The organism is Micromonospora sp. NPDC049891, from assembly GCF_040660295.1.
Lineage (GTDB): Bacteria > Actinomycetota > Actinomycetes > Mycobacteriales > Micromonosporaceae > Micromonospora.
This window is the reverse complement of record NZ_JBFAML010000001.1, coordinates 396,615-414,733: the sequence shown is the minus strand read 5'-3', so window position 1 is coordinate 414,733 and position 18,119 is coordinate 396,615. Positions and strand designations below refer to the sequence as shown.

Genomic DNA, 18,119 nt, shown 5'->3' with positions numbered 1-18,119 from the left:
CTCGCCGGGCGCCGATGCTGCGTCAGCGCGGCCCGGTGAGCACGGCCGACAACGTCGGCAGGTTCTCGGTCAGCCACCGGTCCAGGTGGGTGTCGAGCCGCTCGAAGTCACGCTCCAGCACGGACAGGCCCCGGGTCGGCACCTGGGCACCCAGTTCGACGAGCAGGGCCCGCAGATGCAGGTCGACGGCGAAGCGGTGCTCGGCGCTGGCGGCCGTCATCATCGGGACCGCGACCGTGCCGGCGAGCCCGGCCCGGGGCAGCAGGTCGAGGAAGTGCTTGAGGACACCTGAGTAGCTGCCCTTCAACGTGGGACTGGCCACGACCAGCAGCTCCGGGGCCTGGGTGCGGGCGAGCGCCCGGGTGACCGGGTCGGCGGCGGCCGGGTCGACCCCCGGGACGTGGACACCGAGCACGGGCAGCAGGTCGGACAGGTCGATGACATCGCACTGGGCGGGCACAGCGCCGCTCGCCGGCTCCAGTCCGGCGCGGATCGCGGCGGCGAGCGAGAGGGCCACGGCCCGGGTACGTGATCCGGGCCGGGCGCTGCCCACCACCACCGCCACCCGGGGTGGTGACGCCACCGTGGCGGATTCGGCGGCTGTCACCTCGGCGCGGACGGCGGTCATCGGGCCGGCTCCAGCTCGGTGAGCAGGCCACGGTTCCGCAGGCGGGGCAGGACTCCCTCACCGAACCGGTAGACCTCTTCCAGATGCGGCTGACCGGACAGGATCAGATGGTCGATGCCCATCGCGTGCAGTTCGGCGATGCGGTCGGCCACCTCGTCGTGGCTGCCGACAAGTGCCGCGCCCGCCCCCGGCCGGACCAGGCCGTAGCCGGCCCAGATGTTGGGGTACGCCGCCAGCCCCGCAGCGTCCTGCGTCAACGCGGTCATCCGGCGTTGGCCCACCGACTCCGAGCGCCGGAACCGGGCCTGTGCCTCCCTGATCCGGCTCGGCTCCATCCCGTCGAGCAGTTCCTGCGCGACCTGCCACGCCTGGTCGGCGGTGTCCCGGGCGATGACGTGGTAGCGGGTGCCGAAGGCCAGCACGCGGCCGTGTCCGTCGGCGAGCCGACGGGCCGCGCCGATCAGCTCCGCCAGGCCGGCTGGTGACTCTCCCCAGGCCAGGTAGACGTCGGCGTGGCGGGCGGCCACCGCCTGCGCGGCCGGCGAGGATCCGCCGACGAAGATGGGGGTACGCAGCGGGTACGGACGCACCACCCGCCCCCGGTCGACCTGGTAGTGCTCGCCCCGGAAGTCGAACTCCTGCCCGGCCCACGCCCGTTCGAGCACCTCAAGCAGCTCCGCCGTCCGCGCGTAGCGCTCGTCGTGCGGCAACGCGTCACCGTAGCGCCGCTGCTCGTCGTGGTCGCCGCCGGTCACCACGTTGAACAGCAGCCGGCCACCGCTGATCCGTTGCAGGGTCGCGGCCATCTGGGCGACAAGCGGCGGCGAGATCAGCCCGGTCCGCAGCGCCAGCATGAACCGCAACCGGGTCGTCTGCGCGGCCAGCGCGGCGCTGACCAGCCACGGGTCCTCGCAGAACATGCCGAAAGGCACCAACGCCCCGGTGAACCCCAGCCCGTCGGCCGCCCGAGCCACCTGGGCCAGGTAGGCCACGTCCGGGTCCCGTCGCGGCGGGCGGGTCAGCGTCTCGCCGGTGGCTGACTTGGCCACGTCCCGGCCATCGCCGTGGGCGGGGATGAACCAGTAGAGAGCGAGGCTCATCACGACGTCCCGGCAGCCGCTCCGAGCTCTTCGCGGATCAGCCGGCACAGGCCGCGCGCGGTCGGCTCGTCGAACAGCTCGGGCAGCGGCAGCTCCACGCCGTAGCGCTGGTACGCGTCGGCCGCCATCCGCACCAGATGCAGGCTTGTGGCGTCGTGGTCGAAGAAGTCCTCGTCCGGCGCGACGCTCGGCACGCCCAACACGGGGGACACGATCTCGGCGGCGACCTGGTCGACGGTCACCGACTCCGGCTCGGACGGCGATTCGCTCACGTCAACTCCGATGCGATAGCGGCGTGCACCGCCGCGGCGGATTCGTTCAGGAAGAAGTGGCCTCCGGGAAAGAGCCGCACCTGCGAGGGTGCGCTCGTGTAGTCGTCCCAGCCTGCCAGGTCGGCCGGGTCGACGTGCGGGTCCGACTCGCCACCGAACACGGTGACCGGCCACGGCAGCAACGCCCCGGCCCGGAACCGGTACGACTCGGCCATCGCCGCGTCGGCGCGCAGTGCCGGCACCACGAGAGCGAGCAGCTGCGGGTTGTCGACGACCTCGACGGCGGTGCCGTTGAGCGCGGCGATCTCCGCCACCAGCTCGTCCTCGGGCAGGTCGGCCACCGGACGGCCGATCGACCGACGTCGCGGGTGCGGACAGCCGGAGACGATGAGGCGCAGGTCCGGACCGTCGGCCGGCAACCGACCGGCCAACACCCGCATCACCTCGTACGCGAGCAGCCCGCCGCTGCTGTGTCCGAAGAACACCGCCGGCAGGTCGAGGTAGGGGCGCACGACCTGGGCGACCGCCCGCGCCAACGGCTCGATCCGGGTGAACGGCCGGTCCCGGATCCGGTCCTCGCGCCCCGGCAGTTGGATCGCCACGACCTCGATGTGGGCGGGCAGGGCGTCCGGCCAGTCCCGGTAGGCCGACGCGCCAGCACCGGCGAACGGCAGGCAGAACAGCCGGTGGCTGGGTGCGGCCCGCCGGGCCCGGCGCAGGTAGGGCGATTCGGCGGTGAACTGGACGACCGACATGCCGGCTCCGTCACCGGCTCGGCGCGTCATCGACCCGCCTGGCCAGGCTCTTCGGGGCGACCAGGGTGTAGGAGATCCGCACCCACTCGGTGAGTTCCTGCCAGCGCTTCTCGTCGTCCTCGTCGGCGCGCACGCTGGCCTGGATCCAGCCGTGCCTGCCGAGGCCGAAGCGCATCGGCACCACGGAGTCGTCGCTCGCGACCACCGCCGCCGCCTCGTCGCGCGGAAGCTTGACGCAGATCGTGGTGCCCGGCGGCGACACGAAGACGAACACTTTGCCCCGCACCCGGAAGGTGGGCTCGCCGCCCCAGCCCTCGACGACGACGCATTCGGACTCCGGCAGCTCGGCCGCGATCTCGGCGAACCGCCGCAGGTTCTGGGAGGGATTGGGCACGGGGAGGGTCACGTCTGCACCTCGAGTCGTCTCGCCGCCCTGGTCACTCGGTATCGAAGCAGACCATCGCCGATGACACCACTGTGGTGGGCCGGCAGTCGGCGACGTCCACCGGTTCACCCCAGGCACACACCACGTCCCGCGGTCCCCGGTAGGCGCGTCGGCCGTGCGCGGTCAGGATGTTGTCGAGCACGAGTACGTCACCGGCGGCCAACGGCACGTCCACGGAGACCTCGGCGTAGGCGGCTTCGATGCCGGCGACGTCGGCGGCGGTGAGCGGCGACCCGTCACCGGCCCGCGTGTTGAAGGCCAGGTCCTCCCCGAACGCCTGGCGCATCACCTGCCGCTCGACCGGGTCGAGTCCCCACTCGTTGAGGAACCCCGCGTGGTTGAACCAGCACTGCTCACCGGTGTCCGGGTGATGCACGACGGCGGTCCGTCGCCGTACGGTCCGCAGGGTCGCGTCGTCGAGCCAGCGGTGGGCGATGAGTTCCCGGCGTAGCGCGGCGGCCAGTTCCGCTGGCGTGTCGACGTCGAACGCCTCCCGCCAGCTGAGGCCGATCCGTTCCCGGAAGGTACGCGCCAGCAACCAGCCGTGCGTACGCAGCCGGTCCCGGACATCGGCCGGGATCCGGGCGAGCACCAGGCGGGCGTCGGCCAGCACGGTCTGCCCGCCGGAGTCGGCCGGGCGCAGGCAGGCCAGCAGCACCACCCGGGGAACGGTGAGCCGGTAGCTCTGCTCGTGCTGCGGGCACAGCTCCCGGTCGGGCGGCCACTGGAAATCGCCGTGGACGCCGTCGCCACGGGTGGGGCGCGGCGCGAACGGCTCGTGCGATCCGGCGGCGACGTCGACGAGCGCGGCACGGACCGCGGCTACGTCGGCGGAGTCACGCACCGACAGTCCGCGCAGCAGCACCGCTCCGCTGGTGTGCAGGAGCGCCCGCAGTTCGGAGCGCCGGTGTCGCACCCAGTCGACACCGCCGGAACCCTGCGGGACGTCGACAGTGACAGGCCGGTTGGTCATCGTCCACCTCGCTACCCTGGTCGTGCCGACGGCGCTGGTGCACGGTGGACACCCTAATCCGGGATTCCGTGAGGCCGTGATGACGCAACCCGATCCCCGCACCCTGGCGTTCTCGCTGCGGCTGTTCCGCACGATGCTCGCCACCCAGGAAATGTTCACCGTCTATCTCGGCGTCCGGCTCGGGCTGTACGACGCCCTGCGCGACGGCGAGCCCCGCACCCCGGGGCAGGTGGCCGCAGCCGCACGGGTCGACAGGCGCTACGTCCGGGAGTGGCTGGAGCAGCAGGCCACAGCGGGCATCCTGGTCGCCTCCGCAGCGCCCGGCGACGAGGGCCCCGACCAACGGCGCTACGCGCTACCGGCCGCCCACGCCACGGTGCTCACCGAGTCGGACGACCCGGCGTCCATGGCGGCGCTGGCGGTGCTGCCGGTGGGCGGTATCGGCACGGCGCTGCCCCACCTGCTCGACGCCTACCGCACCGGTGCCGGGGTCGCCGACGAGGTCTTCGGTGACGATTGGCTGCACGGCCACTCCGGCGCCAACCGGGCGCTCTACCGGCACCAGCTGGCCGGCTGGATCGAGACGTACCTCCCCGACCTGCACGCACGGCTCGCCGAGCCGGGCCGGCGGGTGGCCGACGTGGCCTGCGGGGTCGGCTGGTCGAGCATCGCCCTCGCCCGGGCCTACCCCGGGGTGCGCGTGACGGGGATCGACATCAGCGCCGGTGCGATCGCCCTGGCCAACGAGAACACCGCCCGAGCCGGCGTCGCCGACCGGGTGCGCTTCACCGTCGGCGACGCCGCCGACCGGGCCGGCACCAAGGAGGGGTACGACCTGGTCTGCCTCTTCGACGCGCTGCACGAGCTGACCGACCCGGTCGGGGTGCTGGCCGCCTGCCGCGAGCTGTGCGCTGCCGGCGGCACGGTACTGTTGATGGACGCCAAGGTGGCGGCGACCTTCACCGCGCCGGGCGACGACGTGGAGCAGTTCCAGTACGCGACGAGTGTGCTGCACTGCCTGCCGGCGGCCAGGTCGGCGCAGGGCGGTGGACACGGCACCGTGCTGCGTCCCGACCACGTGCGCGCCATGGCGGCCCGGGCCGGCTACGCCGCAACAGTGGTCGTGCCGGTCCCGGACCGCTTCCACCGCCTCTACCGGCTGATGGCCTGAGCCGTCAGATCTTCCAGGGGTCGTAGGAACCGAACCCCCACACGTATCCCTCGATGTCGGCGCACGAGTAGGCGCGGCCACCGTGCGGCTGATCGGCCGGCTCGTCGACGATGCGGGCGCCGGCTGCGGAAGCCCGCGCCGCGTGCGCGTCGACGTCGTCGACGATCACGTAGACCCCGCCCGGCCTGTTCTGGTCGGCGTCGAGTGGTGCGGCGTCGTCGGTGGTGGAGTCGATCATCAACATGCCGGGGCCGTAGGTCAGCTCGGCGTGCGCCACCTTGCCCGGACCGGCGTCGATCACCAGGCGCCGTTCGAAGCCGAACGCCTCCACCAGCCAGTCGATCGCCTTCGGCGCGTCGTGATAGGCCAGCACGTGGATGACTGTCGAGGACATGCTTCTCTCCTTACCGCGGTTGACTTCGCCGCGGCTCAGCGCCGGAGCAACTGAGCCGTCCGGCGACCGGCTACGCCGACCGCCACCAGCGCGAGCACGAGCAGATAGAGCACGCTGAGCGCCGTCGGCCAACCCACGGTGCCGACGGTGACGCCACGCAGAAGTTCGATGCCATGGTAGAGCGGGGTGAACGCGACAATGACCTCGAACACCTTCGGATAGGTGCTCACCGGCACGTACGCGCCGGAGAAGAGCAACAGGGCGATCTGCGCCAGCGTCACGTAGTCGAAGTGCTGCCAGCTCTTCATGTAGGTGGCCAGGGCGAGCCCGACGGCACCGAAGGTCACGCCGACGAGCAGCGCGGCCGGCAGCGCCACCAGGGCCCGCAGTGGTGTGGTCACCCCGAGGGCGGTCATCACGACCAGGAACGCCACGCTGTAGAGACTGCCCCGGATGGTCGCCCAGCCCAGCTCACCCCAGGCGACCTCCACCGGACGTAGCGGCGTGTTGAGGGCCGCTTCGTAGAGCCGCGCGTACTTGGCCTTGGTGAAGAAGTTCGTGGTCGCCTCGGCGACCGCGCCGTTCATCGCCGAGGCGGCGAGCATCGCCGGAGCGATGAACGTGAGGTAGGAGACCGAGCGGTCACCGAGCGGAACGGTCGCCACGAGGGAACCGACGCCCCAGCCGAGCGCGACGAAGTAGAGCAGCGGCTCGACGAACGCCGAGGCCACCAGGAGCCAGTAGCCCTTCTTCGTACGCAGCACCCGGACGTTGCGTCCGGTCACCGCGGCGGACCGGGCCAGGATCGCTGTCGACAGCATCACGCCCCCAAGCGTTCGGCGAACCGGCGCCGGGCCAGCAGGAATCCGCCTACCGCCCAGAGCAGCAGATAGCCCACGTGCACCGGCACCGGCCAGGCGGTACCGGTGGCCGCTGTCGCGGCCCGGGCCAGCTCGACCCCGTGCCACAGCGGCGTCGCGAAGATCAGCGGCTGCAACACCCCGGGTATCTCGGCGACCGGGAAGAAGATCCCCGCGAACAGCATCATGGGCAGTAGCACGAACCGGTTGACCATGGCCATCACCCCCGGGTCCTCGGCGGTGGCGGAGAACGCGCACATCGGTGCGGCTGTCGCCAGACCGACCAGGAGCCCGACCAGCGGGGCCAGCAGCGCGCCCCACGACGAGACGGTGCCGAACACCACCATCACCACGAGGAACGCCACAGTCGCCGCGAGCACCCGCAGCGCCGCGTACGCCAGGTGACCCAGCACCAGGTCGGACGGTCCGGGCGGGGCGGCCGCGATGACGTGGTACATCCGCTGCCACCGGAAGTTGTTCATGACCGGGGTGGCCGAGTCCATCATGGCCACCTGCATCGCGGTGTGCGCCAGCAGACCGGGCGCGACGAACTCGGCGTACGGCAGTCCGAGCACCGGCGTGCGGTCGACGTACCCGCCGAGGACGACACCGAGCCCCAGCAGGAAGAGCACCGGAGTGAGGAACGAGCTGGCAAGCGTGCCGCGCCAGGTCTGCCGGTAGCACGCGACGTGGTACTCGAACACCGCCCGACTGCGGATCACGGCGCTTGTCGCCATCTAGGCCTCCACCAGAGTGCGGCCGGTCAGCTTGAGGAAGACGTCCTCAAGGCTGGCCCGACGGACCAGCACCCCGGTCGGGGACACACCACGGGCGTAGACCGCCGGCACGGCGGCGTCACCGTCGTCGACGTAGAGCAGAATGCGGTCGGGTAGCACCTCGATCCGGTGGCCGACCTGGTCGAGCTTGTCGGCGTGGGCGTCGAGGTCGTCGCTGTCGAAGCGCAGCTCGACCACCTCCCGTGGGGCGTGCTCCGCGACCAGGGCCGCTGGTGCGCCTTCGGCCACGATGCGTCCCTCGTCGATGACGACCACCCGGTCGCACAACTGCTCCGCCTCGTCGAGGTAGTGGGTCGTCAGCAGCAGCGTCACCCCGCGTCGCTTCAGCCTGAACAGCCGCTCCCACAGCAGGTGACGGGCCTGCGGGTCCAGACCGCTCGTCGGCTCGTCGAGCATCAGCAGCTCGGGGTCGTTGACCAACGCGCGCGCGATCGCCAGTCGGCGACGCATACCGCCGGAGAGCTGGTCCATCCGGCTGTCGGCCCGGTCGGCGAGCTGCATGAATTCGAGCTGCGCGTCCGCCCGTTCGCGGGCCGCCGATCGTGAGTAGCCGAAGTAACGCGCGTACGTGACCAGGTTGTCCCGAACGGACAGGTCCATGTCGAGGCTGTCCTCCTGTGGACAGACCCCCAGACGTTCCCGGATCGCCGGCCCGTCGCGGCGCGGATCGAGCCCGAGGACGCTCAGCTCGCCGTCGGTGACGTCGGTGACGCAGCCGATCATCCGCATGGTGGACGACTTGCCGGCACCGTTGGGTCCGAGGATGCCCACCGCCTCGCCCCGGGCGACATCGAGGTCGATACCGGCCACGGCTACCCGGTCGCCGTACCGCTTCACGAGTCCGCGGGATCTGACCAGAGGTGACTCGATGCTCATGGCACCCATGCTCAACCGGAACCGGTACCGGTGGTCAAGGTGAACGTTCGACTGCGCAGCCGACGCAGTCGAACACCCGGTCCCGGCCGCCCGCGCGTTCGCCCACCGACGCTTGCGAGCCGCCCGGTGGGCGGCCGTACCGTGGCGGCCTGTCACCGCCCCGACTGGGAAGGATCGACCATGCCGGACACGATCGTACGCGGCCGGATCATGCTGATGATGTACGCCGACATCGCGGCCGCCCATGACTACCTGGTCGAGGTCTTCGGACTCCAGGCCGGCGTGGTGATCCGTGACGACCAGGACCGGGTCGACCACGGCGAGGTGACCGCCGGCGACGGCGTCATCTGGCTGCACCCGGTGCAGGAAGACATGAAGCTGGCCCCGCCCAACGAGGTCGGCGCGGCCACCGCGAGCATGGCCATCCTCGTCGACGACGTCGACGCCCACTTCCGGCACGCCCGCGAGAAGGGCGCCATGATCGAACACGAGCCGGTCGACCAGGAGTACGGCTACCGCGAGTACAGCGCGCGGGACCCGGAGGGCCACCTCTGGTCGTTCATGAAGGCCCTCTCGTGACATCTCGAACCGGCTAGCCGGGCGGGGCCGCCGGCGGCGACGAGGCGTTCAAAGACCTCGTCCGCCGGCCGGCCCCGCCCACGGCCTGCGCGCCAGACCAGCGCGAAGAGGCCAGACCGACAACGGGCACGCGCTGGGCGGCCGGCGGGGCCGGTCCTGCTCTGCCTCCCCGTTCAGCACTCCCCCGCCGCGAACACGACGTCGGCGATCGCGGCCAACGCCTCGGTGGATCCGTCCAGCCACAGGGCGCGGCGATACCAGCGGTGCACGGGGAAGTCCCAGGTCACTCCCATGCCGCCGCACACCTGGACGGCCGTCTCGCAGGTCTGCACCGCCGCCCGACGGCCAGCGAAGACCGCGCTGGCGGTGGCGTCCGCCGGCCCACCCGCTGGTCCGTCGTGGGCTGCGGCCGCTCGCCAGACAAGTGACCGCGCGAGTTCGACGTCGGCGTAGCACTCCGCCAACCGGTGGCTCACCGCCTGGTAGGAGCCGATCGGCCGGCCGAACTGGGTGCGGACCGTGGCGTGCTCGACGGCGAACGCGAGCGCCCGCTCAGCCACCCCTACCGCCTCCGCCGCGAGCAGCACGGCCGCCCGGTCCCGGATCCGCGCCAGCAGCTCGGCGGCACCGGGCGGACCGACCAGCAGCCGCGCCGGTGCACAGTCGAAGGTGAGGTCGCTGACCACCCGCAGCGGGTCGACGCCCTCGGTCGGCGCGTGGACCGGTCCGGCCGGGCCGGCCGGCACCGCGAAGAGCCCCACCTGCCCGTCGGTGCTGGCGGCGACGACGAACTCGGCCGCCGGACCGGCGTCGACGGCGGACGCCACCCCGTCGATCCGCCAGCCGCCGGAGTCCCGGCTCGCGGTCAGCACTTTGGCCTCCCCGCCGCCCGGCCCGTCCACCAGGGTCGCCGGGCCGGGCAGTGGCTCCCCGGCCGCCCGGTAGGCCGGCAGTGCCAGCCCGACAGTCGTCCACCACGGCACCGGCAGCAGTGCGTAGCCGAGTTCACCGGCGAGCAGGGTCAACTCCACAGCCGGAAGTTCCGGATCCGCCCAGCCCTGCCGGATCAGCTCCGGCCAGGTGCCACCGGCCCACTCCCGGCCGTCGGCAAGGTCGGCGACGGTAGCGGGCGGGCAGTCCGCACCGAGGAACCGGCGCGCCGCCTCCCGCAGGTCGAGCTGGTCGCGGGTGAGAGTCAGGTCCATGGGTCCACCTCCGGCTGCTCATTGCCGTGTCCAGGGATGTCGGACGATGCTTGCGCCCCGGCGATGACCAGAAACGGGCCGCGCCGGCAACGTTGCTGGACACCGCACTAGCGCGAGCGAGGCAGGCCGAGCACCCGCTCGGCCACGATGCCGCGCAGGATCTCGGATGTTCCTCCCTCGATCGTCGACGTTCGGCTGCGCAGTCGCTCGCGCTCCCAGTGGGCCCGCCACGGCGACTGCGGAGTGGCCACGTCGAAGCCGAGGGCACACACCCGCTGGTCCACCTCGGACCAGCGGAGCTTGAGCACCGTCGCTTCGGGGGCCGGATCGCCGCCCTGCGCGGTGACCACCGCCCGGTGCGCCGTGCACCGCAGCGCCTCCAGCTCGACGTGCAGGGTCGCCACCTGGTCGCGGACCGATCGGTCCCGGTGGGCGCCAGCCGCGACGACGGTCCGCCGCAAGCGGTCGAACTGGACGGCCAACCGCGCGACGAGGGTGACGGCGAGGGTGCCGCGCTCATGGGCGAGGGTGGTCATCGCCACCCGCCAGCCGCTGCCCACCGGGCCGACCACTGCCGACCCGGGTACCGCCACGTCGGTCAGGATGATCTGGCTGAAGTCGGCGTCACCGGACATCTGGCGCAACGGCCGGACCGTCACCCCCGGCGTCGACATGTCGACGAGGAAGCAGGTGAGCCCGTCGTGCCGGCCCGCCGGCCCATCGGTGCGGGCCAGCAGCAGGCAGGCGTCGGCGGTGTCGGCGTACGAGGACCAGATCTTCTCGCCGGTGATGCGGTAGCCGCCGTCGGAAGCCGGCACCGCCCGGGTGCGGATGGCGGCGAGGTCGGAGCCAGCTTCCGGCTCCGAGAAGCCCTGGCAGAAAGTGGTGTCGCCACGCAGGATGCCCGGCAGGTGGGTGGCGCGCTGGGCCGCCGTGCCGTGGCGGATCACGGTCGGTCCCACCATGTTCAGCCCGATGAGGTTCGCGTGGTCAGGCGCACCGGCCCGGGCCGACTCCGCGACGAAGATCTCCTGAACGGCCGGCGGGGCACCACGGCCGCCGTACGAGACCGGCCAGGACATTCCGGCGTACCCGCCCTGCCAGAGCGTCCGGTTCCACCCACGCAGTTCCGCCGGAGACCATCGACGGACCCCCACCTCCGGCACCGGCGGCAGCTGCTCGCGCAGCCAGGCTCGCAGGGTCGCCCGGAACTCCGCCTCCTGCTCGTCGTCGTGCAGCCGCATGGCGGCCGATGCTAGGCGAGCCCCCAGGTGTACGGGAATCCGTTCGGGACGCACGGTCACCGACCGCGTCGACCCGGTCAGCCGCTGCGGTAGCCGGCCGCCTGGATGGCGTACAGCTCGGCGTAACGACCGCCGACGGCCATCAACTCCTCGTGGCTGCCGACCTCCACCACCCGGGCGCCGTTCAGGACCACGATCAGGTCGGCCATCCGCGCCGTGGAGAACCGGTGCGAGACGAGGACGGTGACCCGGCCGGACGTGGTGTCGCGGCGCGCACCTGCCGCGTACCGTTCGAAGAGGGCGTGCTCGGTCTCCGCGTCGAGCGCTGCGGTCGGCTCGTCGAGCACCAGCAGCAACGGATGGTCCCGCATGAACCCACGCGCCAGGGCGACCTTCTGCCACTGTCCGAACGAGACCTCGACGCCCTCCGGCCACGACTTGCCCAACTGGGTGTCCAGGCCACTGGGCAGCGCGGAGATCACCGCGTCGGCACCGGCCCGCGCGACTGCGCCGACGATGGCCGGCTCCTGCTCGACCCGGGGCAGGTCACCCACGCCGATCGACTGCCCGGCCCGCAGCTCGAACCGGAAGAAGTCCTGGTACGCGCCGGCCAGGCGGGTACGCCAGGACTCCGCCGACACGGTCGTCAGGTCACGGTCGTCGACCAGGATGCGACCGCTTGTCGGCGGGTAGAACTTCGACAGCAACTTGACAAGCGTGCTCTTGCCGGCGCCGTTCTCGCCCACCAACGCCACCACCGACCCGGCGGGCAGCCGCAGCGTCACGTCGTCGAGCGCCAGTCGGTCGCTGTTGGGGTAGGCGAACGAGACATGCTCCAGTCGGATCCCGTCGACAAGTCGATCGGGAGCGGGCGCGTCGGCGGACCTGTCGAAGGACGCCACGTACTCCTCCAGCCAGGTGAACCGGCGAGCCCCGTCGATCCACATACCACGCAGAAAGCCGATCTCCCCCACGGTGGCGCTGACGTACGCCGACAGCCGGGCACCGGCCGCCAGCACCAGCAGCACGTCACCCGCCGGTGCCCGCAGCACCTCCGCGACGTAGGCGATGGCGCCCACGTAGCCCAGCCCGAACACGATCCAGGCGAGCGAATGCCACCCCGCCGACCTGTTACGGGGGCGGGCGACGATCGCGTACCACTCGTCCCAGGCCGCGCGGCGCTCCCGGCTCAGTCGCGGGCCGATGCCGCTGACCCGTACCTCCTTGGCCGGCTCGGCGGTGGTCGCGGTGACGTAGAGGTGCCGGGCCAGCCGGCCGGTGGCGGCCGCCTGCTCGTGGGCGGCCTGCTCGACCGCCGGACGCCAACCCGCCATGGCAAGTGTCGGAACGGCGAACAGCGCCAGCAGCACCAGCACCGGGCTGATGGTGGCGAGCAGCACCAGCGTGATCGCCAACCGCAGGATCCAGCCCAGCGTGGTGAACACCGACAGGTACATGTGATCGAGAACGAAGACCTGGTCGCGCAGCACCGCCAGGCGGTCGAGGTAGTCCGGTCGCTCGTGATGGGCGATGGTGGCCACCCGGGCCTGCAACCGGGCGACGTGCGACTCCAGCGCGATCGTCACCCGGTCCCGGAACCGCCGCTGCACCCGAGCCGAGATCACCGACAGGAACCAGGTGAGCGCCGCCGACACACCGAGCCCGGCCAGCGCGGCGTAGATCCGCCGGTCGTCATCCGTCTGCACACCGTCGCTCAGCAGCTTCAACCAGAGCGCGAACAGCGCGTCCGGCACCGCCGCCAGCAGCGCGATCGCCAGCGCGGCGAGCATCAGCCGGGGCTCGTGACGCAGGCCGAACCGGCACAGTCGCCACATCGACCGCATCGGTGGCGGCAGCGGGATCTCCTGCTCAGGCGAGGACATCGCCACCGACCTCCTGCGGCTCGTCGAAGCGCTGGGCCTGGAGGTCGAACATCGTGCGGTACCGCCCGTTCGCACGCATCAGCTCGTCATGGCTGCCCGCCTCGACCACCGCGCCGTCCTCGACCACGCAGATCAGGTCGGCCATCCGGACTGTGGAGAACCGGTGGGAGATCAGCACTGTCGTACGGCCGCGGGTCTCGGCCAGCACCCGCGAGAAGATCTCCAACTCGCCGCGCGCGTCGAGCTGCGCGGTCGGCTCGTCGAGCAGCACCACGCCGGCGCCACCCCGAACCGCGACCAACGTACGGGCCAGCGCGACGCGCTGCCACTGGCCACCGGAGAGGTCGATGCCGCCTGGATAGCCCTTGGCCAGCACGGTGTCGAGGTCGGCCAGCCCGTGTGCGCCGGCCGCCTCCAGCGCCGCCAGCACCACCTCGTCGGGGGCGCCGGTGGGCGCGACGTTGTCGCGCAGCGGCCACTCGTACCGGATGTAGTCCTGGAAGACGGCGGAGATGTGCTCGCGCCATGCCCCGACGTCGAACCGTCGGATGTCGACGCCGTCGAACTCGATGCTGCCCTCGTCGGGGTCGTAGAGGCGGCAGATCAGCTTCGCCAGCGTCGTCTTTCCGGCGCCGTTGCGCCCGACGATCGCCACCGACGAGCCGGCCGGCACGGTCAGGTCCAACGACCGCAGCACCGTCGTGCCGGTGCCCGGGTAGCCGAAGGTGACGCCGCGCAGCCGCAACTCCCCGGTGCCCGAGCCGGTCTGCGGAGCCAGCGAACCAGGCGGGCCGGGCAGCGCACCGGCGGCGGCCATCGGCTCGCGCAGCCGCAGCACGGCGGCCACCGGCGCGGCAGCCGAGTCGAGCGACCAGTTGAGCCCACCGAACGCGATGGCGACAGCGCCGATCGCCGCCTGGGTGAACGTCACCGCCGCGCCGAGCGCCAGCCCACCGCCGACCAGGTCCAGACCGATCGCCCCGAAGACGGCCAGGTTGCCGGCCAGCACGACGGCCAGGCTCAGCAAGACCGACCGCTCGCGCAACCGGGTCGCTTCGAACTGGAGTTCATGCAACCGGCGCCGACGCAGTACGAAACGGTTCAGCACCCAGTCGGCCAGGCCGAAGAGCCGGACCTCCTTGGCCGGTGCCGGATCAACTGCCAACCGGTAGTGGTACTCGGCGTCCTGCTGCGCTCGCCGCACCTCGTCGGTGTTGCGGTCCCGCCAGATCCCGCTCTCCCGCAGCAGCCAGTGCGTGGCCAACCAGCAACCGGCCAGGATCGGCGGTGCCCACCAGGCGTAGCCGAAGAGCACGAGCGCACACGCGACGCCGCTGACGAACGAGACGATGCCGTCCGCGATGAACCCCATCGACAGCCGCAGCGGCGGCGCGCTCTGGCCGAGGTCGAAGTCCCGGGCGGCCGCCTGGTCGGCGGCCAGACCAGGACTCTCCAGGTGCCCGAGGCCCGCCGGCTCCAGGCAGTAACCGGTGAGTCGGTCGTACAGCCAGGCGGCGGTCTGGTCACCCAGGTTGCGGCTCAGTGCCATGTGGATCGGACCGAGCACCTGCATGCCCAGGAAGATCACACCGGTGAGGACCAACGGCGCGGCGAGCGGCGCTCCGTCGTCGATCGCCCCGATCAGCACGCCCATCACCACGGCGAAGCCCGCCGGGAGCGCACCGCGCAGTACGACGATCCCCCACCACAGCCCGGCGAGTCCCGGCCGCGCCCGGAACGTCGTGGCGAAGAACTGCCACTCCTGCCGCTGGCGCAGCCGGCCCGCATTCTGCCGTGCAGAGAGGGTCACGATGGGGATGATGCCATCGATCACCCGGACCGTCAGTCCACGCCGGGCGTATGACCGCGACCGCGACAACTCGAACGGCTTGCCCACGACCGCCCGACACCTGTATCCCAGATAAGCCGGAGCAGGCATCGAGGCAGGTGATACGTGATCCGAACCGATCTGCTCGTCCGCTCGCCCATCTACACAGTCGGTCTCGTCCACACGCTTGCCGCCGCCGGAGTCGAGGTCGTGGGCGTACGCCGGTCACCCGACGAGGCACCGGCCGGCACGGCCGAGGCCGCAATCGTCGACGTCGACGGGCTCCCGGCCCCGGACGGCCTCGACGCGATCACCGACGCCGCCCGACGGATGCTCGTCCTCGTACTCGACGACGGCGCAGCCGACGGCGGCGCAGCCTACCTGCGCGCCGGCGCCCGAAAGGTGATCGACAGGCACGCGCCGACCAACCACATAGTCGACGCGGTACGCACGCTCGGCCCGGAAACCTCGGCTGTCGACGTACCGCCCGGCCCCGGTCTCACCCTCTCCGAACGGGAAACTCAGGTGCTGACGCAGATCTCCCAGGGCCTGACCCACTGGCAGATCGCCACCCGGCTCGGCCTCAGCCCGAACACTGTCGACACCTACGTCAAACGCATCCGCGCCAAACTCGGCGTGGGCAACAAGGCCGAACTGACCCGTGCCGCCCTGCTCGGCCGACCACTGCCCAATCTCGCCCCACCAGCCGGACCGGCCGGACACCCTGACCGGAGGGCATCGCTCTAACTTTCGGTGTCTCCACGCTGTCTCTTCGCCGAGGAGACTCAGTCGGCTCGCGCACCTCGCCCAGAAACCCGGAAAGCTACAAGCGTGAACCGCAGGATGATCAAACCGGTGGCGATCAACCACGCAGCCGCATGTGGCGGTTCCTTCACGGCAAAGGCTACGAACAGCACGAGCCCGACGGCCAACGGAATGACCAGAGCGGCATCGCGTACCGCAGCGCCGAGCCTCATAATCAACGCCCGTTCCCCTGTCTCATCGGACATTCATCCGGTAAACCAGCGACCAAAACGTCTGAGCCTACTTGTTGCCTGGACCTCGGAGTGTGACAAGATCACGAAAGGCCGTTTCCGACTTGTGGAAACGGCCTTTGAACTGGGTGGAGCTGAGGGGATTTGAACCCCTGACCCCCTCGATGCGAACGAGGTGCGCTACCGGTCTGCGCCACAGCCCCTCCACCGGTGAACCGGCGTCGGTCCCACCCGGCTGTCACCGGGCGGGCCGGCGACAAGGCTAACAGGTCGAGCGCTCCCGCCGCGAACCACCCCGCCACCCCGGCCCCGCAAGATCCGCGCAACTTCGCCACACCTCACCCGAGGGGCCCCACCCGGGGTCAGGCGGTGTGGGAGCCGGGGCCGGTCTCGTAGGGGCGGCCGCGTAGGCCGCCGGCTCGGCGGTAGGAGACCGAGCCGCCGTTGGCAGCCTGCGGCAGGTCGGCGGGGCGGTCCAGGCCCATCGCGCTGCGCCGGACGGATTCCCGCTGGGCCGCCAGGCGGCGCTGTGCCTCTCGGCGGGCCGCTGCCCGGCGGGCCTGCTCCCGGCGTACCTCGGCCTGGCGGGCGGCCAGCCACGCGGCCTCACGAGCCAGCGCCCGGCGTCGTCGACGCTCGGCCAACGCGCGGGCGCGCAGGTGTACGACGTACACGACCAGCAGGGTGGCGGTGACGCCGAAGCTGATCCAGAATCCGGGGCCCACGACCAGCACGCCGATCAGCTCGACGGCGTTGAGCAGCACCAGCGCGGCGAGTACCCGGCGGCGGCGGTAGATGGCGGGGGTGTGGTGGTGCCGCCGCTCGGGGCGGCGGCGGGGCCGGCTGCCACCCGCCGGTACGGCGCGCAGCCGGCTCGGCCGACCGGAGCGGCGCGGCGGCGGGCGTTCGCCCGTCACACCGGCGGAGTCCGATCCTGCGGCACCCGGCCGCGGCGACCCGACGGCGTCGGCTGAGCGGCGCGGCGCGGGAGGCACCGAGCGACGTAGGGCCGGCGGACCGGAGACCGGGGTGGCGAGTTCCCCGGAGTCGGGGTCCTCGCTGAGGGTGATCACCAGAGCGCGGGAGGGGTTCACCGGTCGCCGCCCCGGGACAGTGCGACGGCGTCGGCGGCGCTGGAGCACCCGCGCCGTCGACTGCGCCCGCTCCGCCACCAGCCGCTCGGCGGCGTCGTACCGGCGAACCAGCGCCGGAGCGAGGGCGAGCAGACCGGCGGCGGCGAGGACGGCGAGGAGCACCGAGGTCGGCACCCTCACCCCTCCCGTCACCAGATTCGGAGCAAGCGCCGACCGGCCGCAGGATCTTTCGCCGATCGGCGTCGGCGACGTGAATCATGCGGGGCGGGCAGCGCCTGCCGCAGCTTGCAGTTACCTGAGGTTACGGGTCACCGTCGCCGGAACCACCGCGCCGCGCCGATCCCGCACGTGGGACGGCTCACGGGGTACGGGCGCGCAGCCGGTGCCAGCGGGCCAGCAGGCCACCCTCGGCGGCGATCTCCTCGCTGGTCATCGCGTAGCCGATGTGATCGCGCCAGGCACCGTCGATGTGCATGTAGCGCGCATGGTACGCCTCCTCGCGGAAGCCCAGCTTCTCCACCACCCGACGGGACGGCCGGTTCTCGGGCCGGATGTTGACCTCGATCCGGTGCAACCCGCCGGAGCCGAAGGCGTGGTCGACGGCGAGCGCCAGCGCGGTGGGGATGACACCTCGGCCGGCGACCCGCCGGTCCACCCAGTAGCCGACGTACCCGGAGCAGAAGGCCCGCCGCACGATGTTGCCCACGTTTATGTGGCCGACCAGCCGCTCCACTCCGCCCTCGTGCAGGCAGACCGCGAACGGCATCCCCTCGCCGGTGCGTGCCGAACGTCGCTGGTCGCGATAGACCCAGCGGAAGGTCGCCGGGGAGTTCAGGTCGTCCCAGTCGCCGGGTACCGACGACTCCCAGGGTGCCAGCCACTCCCGGTTGGCCCGACGCACCTGCGACCAGGCCGCCGCGTCCGACCGTCGGTACGGCCGCAGCAGCACCGGACCGTCGGAGAGCACCGCCGGCCAGCCGGGCGCCCGTCGGAACACCGAACCTCCACTCCCGAGCGTCA

The 18,119-nt window shown here is 71.9% G+C and carries 19 protein-coding genes and 1 tRNA gene; 3 read left to right on the top strand and 17 right to left on the bottom strand.

Translation table 11 applies throughout. The annotated features are described in order from the left end of the window. Positions 1 to 22: 22 nt before the first annotated feature. The 6 genes from AB0I71_RS02115 to AB0I71_RS02090 are packed head-to-tail and all read right to left on the bottom strand — an operon-like array spanning position 23 to position 4,173. A complete protein-coding gene (locus AB0I71_RS02115; RefSeq protein WP_357581379.1) occupies positions 23 to 628 on the bottom strand; it encodes an NAD(P)H-dependent oxidoreductase in 606 nt (201 codons plus the stop codon). Further along, a complete protein-coding gene (locus AB0I71_RS02110) occupies positions 625 to 1,728 on the bottom strand; it encodes an LLM class flavin-dependent oxidoreductase (protein ID WP_357581378.1) in 1,104 nt (367 codons plus the stop codon). The genes AB0I71_RS02115 and AB0I71_RS02110 overlap by 4 nt, the downstream gene beginning before the upstream one ends. Further along, positions 1,728 to 2,000, bottom strand: coding sequence for an acyl carrier protein (locus AB0I71_RS02105; protein ID WP_357581377.1), 273 nt, complete (start codon positions 1,998 to 2,000; stop codon positions 1,728 to 1,730). Before AB0I71_RS02105 ends, AB0I71_RS02110 begins: the two co-directional genes overlap by 1 nt. Next, positions 1,997 to 2,755, bottom strand: coding sequence for an alpha/beta fold hydrolase (locus tag AB0I71_RS02100; RefSeq protein ID WP_357581376.1), 759 nt, complete (start codon positions 2,753 to 2,755; stop codon positions 1,997 to 1,999). Before AB0I71_RS02100 ends, AB0I71_RS02105 begins: the two co-directional genes overlap by 4 nt. Before the next feature lie 10 nt (positions 2,756 to 2,765). Beyond that, positions 2,766 to 3,161, bottom strand: coding sequence for an MmcQ/YjbR family DNA-binding protein (locus tag AB0I71_RS02095; protein WP_357581375.1), 396 nt, complete (start codon positions 3,159 to 3,161; stop codon positions 2,766 to 2,768). Positions 3,162 to 3,192: 31 nt separating this feature from the next. Continuing rightward, positions 3,193 to 4,173, bottom strand: a complete 981-nt coding sequence (locus tag AB0I71_RS02090; RefSeq protein WP_357581374.1) for a TauD/TfdA family dioxygenase — start codon at positions 4,171 to 4,173, stop codon at positions 3,193 to 3,195. A 79-nt stretch (positions 4,174 to 4,252) separates the two neighbouring features. Between AB0I71_RS02090 and AB0I71_RS02085 the strand changes: the two genes are divergently transcribed. After that, on the top strand, positions 4,253 to 5,344 hold the full coding sequence (locus AB0I71_RS02085; RefSeq protein ID WP_357581373.1) for a class I SAM-dependent methyltransferase: 1,092 nt from the start codon (positions 4,253 to 4,255) through the stop codon (positions 5,342 to 5,344). Positions 5,345 to 5,348: 4 nt separating this feature from the next. Here the strand turns inward: AB0I71_RS02085 and AB0I71_RS02080 are convergent, their stop codons facing one another. From AB0I71_RS02080 to AB0I71_RS02065, 4 genes are read right to left on the bottom strand one after another with little or no spacing between them, the layout of a single operon-like run. Beyond that, positions 5,349 to 5,738, bottom strand: a complete 390-nt coding sequence (locus AB0I71_RS02080) for a VOC family protein (RefSeq protein WP_357581372.1) — start codon at positions 5,736 to 5,738, stop codon at positions 5,349 to 5,351. Between the two features lie 35 nt (positions 5,739 to 5,773). Further along, complete coding sequence (locus AB0I71_RS02075; RefSeq protein WP_357581617.1) at positions 5,774 to 6,559, bottom strand: ABC transporter permease; 786 nt, start codon at positions 6,557 to 6,559, stop codon at positions 5,774 to 5,776. Next, the gene (locus AB0I71_RS02070) at positions 6,559 to 7,335 is read right to left on the bottom strand and encodes an ABC transporter permease (RefSeq protein WP_357581371.1); all 777 of its coding nucleotides are present in this window, start codon (positions 7,333 to 7,335) and stop codon (positions 6,559 to 6,561) included. The genes AB0I71_RS02075 and AB0I71_RS02070 overlap by 1 nt, the downstream gene beginning before the upstream one ends. Then, on the bottom strand, positions 7,336 to 8,271 hold the full coding sequence (locus tag AB0I71_RS02065) for an ABC transporter ATP-binding protein (protein WP_357581370.1): 936 nt from the start codon (positions 8,269 to 8,271) through the stop codon (positions 7,336 to 7,338). 180 nt (positions 8,272 to 8,451) lie between these two features. Here AB0I71_RS02065 and AB0I71_RS02060 point away from each other — a divergent pair, with 180 nt between their 5' ends. Next, positions 8,452 to 8,850, top strand: coding sequence for a VOC family protein (locus AB0I71_RS02060; protein WP_204005292.1), 399 nt, complete (start codon positions 8,452 to 8,454; stop codon positions 8,848 to 8,850). 173 nt (positions 8,851 to 9,023) lie between these two features. Here the strand turns inward: AB0I71_RS02060 and AB0I71_RS02055 are convergent, their stop codons facing one another. From AB0I71_RS02055 to AB0I71_RS02040, 4 genes are all read right to left on the bottom strand, one after another. Beyond that, positions 9,024 to 10,055 carry an acyl-CoA dehydrogenase family protein gene (locus AB0I71_RS02055; RefSeq protein WP_357581369.1) on the bottom strand — a complete coding sequence of 344 codons (1,032 nt, stop codon included), beginning with the start codon at positions 10,053 to 10,055 and terminating at the stop codon, positions 9,024 to 9,026. Positions 10,056 to 10,162: 107 nt separating this feature from the next. Continuing rightward, on the bottom strand, positions 10,163 to 11,299 hold the full coding sequence (locus AB0I71_RS02050; RefSeq protein WP_357581368.1) for an acyl-CoA dehydrogenase family protein: 1,137 nt from the start codon (positions 11,297 to 11,299) through the stop codon (positions 10,163 to 10,165). A 77-nt stretch (positions 11,300 to 11,376) separates the two neighbouring features. After that, positions 11,377 to 13,182: an ABC transporter ATP-binding protein gene (locus AB0I71_RS02045; RefSeq protein ID WP_357581367.1), complete on the bottom strand. Its 1,806-nt coding sequence runs from the start codon at positions 13,180 to 13,182 to the stop codon at positions 11,377 to 11,379. Then, on the bottom strand, positions 13,169 to 14,992 hold the full coding sequence (locus AB0I71_RS02040; RefSeq protein ID WP_357581366.1) for an ABC transporter ATP-binding protein: 1,824 nt from the start codon (positions 14,990 to 14,992) through the stop codon (positions 13,169 to 13,171). The genes AB0I71_RS02045 and AB0I71_RS02040 overlap by 14 nt, the downstream gene beginning before the upstream one ends. 144 nt (positions 14,993 to 15,136) lie before the next feature. On the opposite strand from AB0I71_RS02040, the gene AB0I71_RS02035 reads away from it, so the two are divergent. After that, the gene (locus AB0I71_RS02035) at positions 15,137 to 15,757 is read left to right on the top strand and encodes a response regulator transcription factor (protein WP_357581365.1); all 621 of its coding nucleotides are present in this window, start codon (positions 15,137 to 15,139) and stop codon (positions 15,755 to 15,757) included. Positions 15,758 to 16,134: 377 nt separating this feature from the next. Here the strand turns inward: AB0I71_RS02035 and AB0I71_RS02030 are convergent. From AB0I71_RS02030 to AB0I71_RS02020, 3 genes are all read right to left on the bottom strand, one after another. Continuing rightward, a tRNA-Ala gene (locus tag AB0I71_RS02030) sits at positions 16,135 to 16,208 on the bottom strand. A gap of 159 nt (positions 16,209 to 16,367) precedes the next feature. Then, positions 16,368 to 17,279, bottom strand: a complete 912-nt coding sequence (locus tag AB0I71_RS02025) for a hypothetical protein (protein ID WP_357581364.1) — start codon at positions 17,277 to 17,279, stop codon at positions 16,368 to 16,370. 178 nt (positions 17,280 to 17,457) lie between these two features. Beyond that, the gene (locus tag AB0I71_RS02020) at positions 17,458 to 18,066 is read right to left on the bottom strand and encodes a GNAT family protein (RefSeq protein WP_357581616.1); all 609 of its coding nucleotides are present in this window, start codon (positions 18,064 to 18,066) and stop codon (positions 17,458 to 17,460) included. Between the last annotated feature and the right edge of the window lie 53 nt (positions 18,067 to 18,119).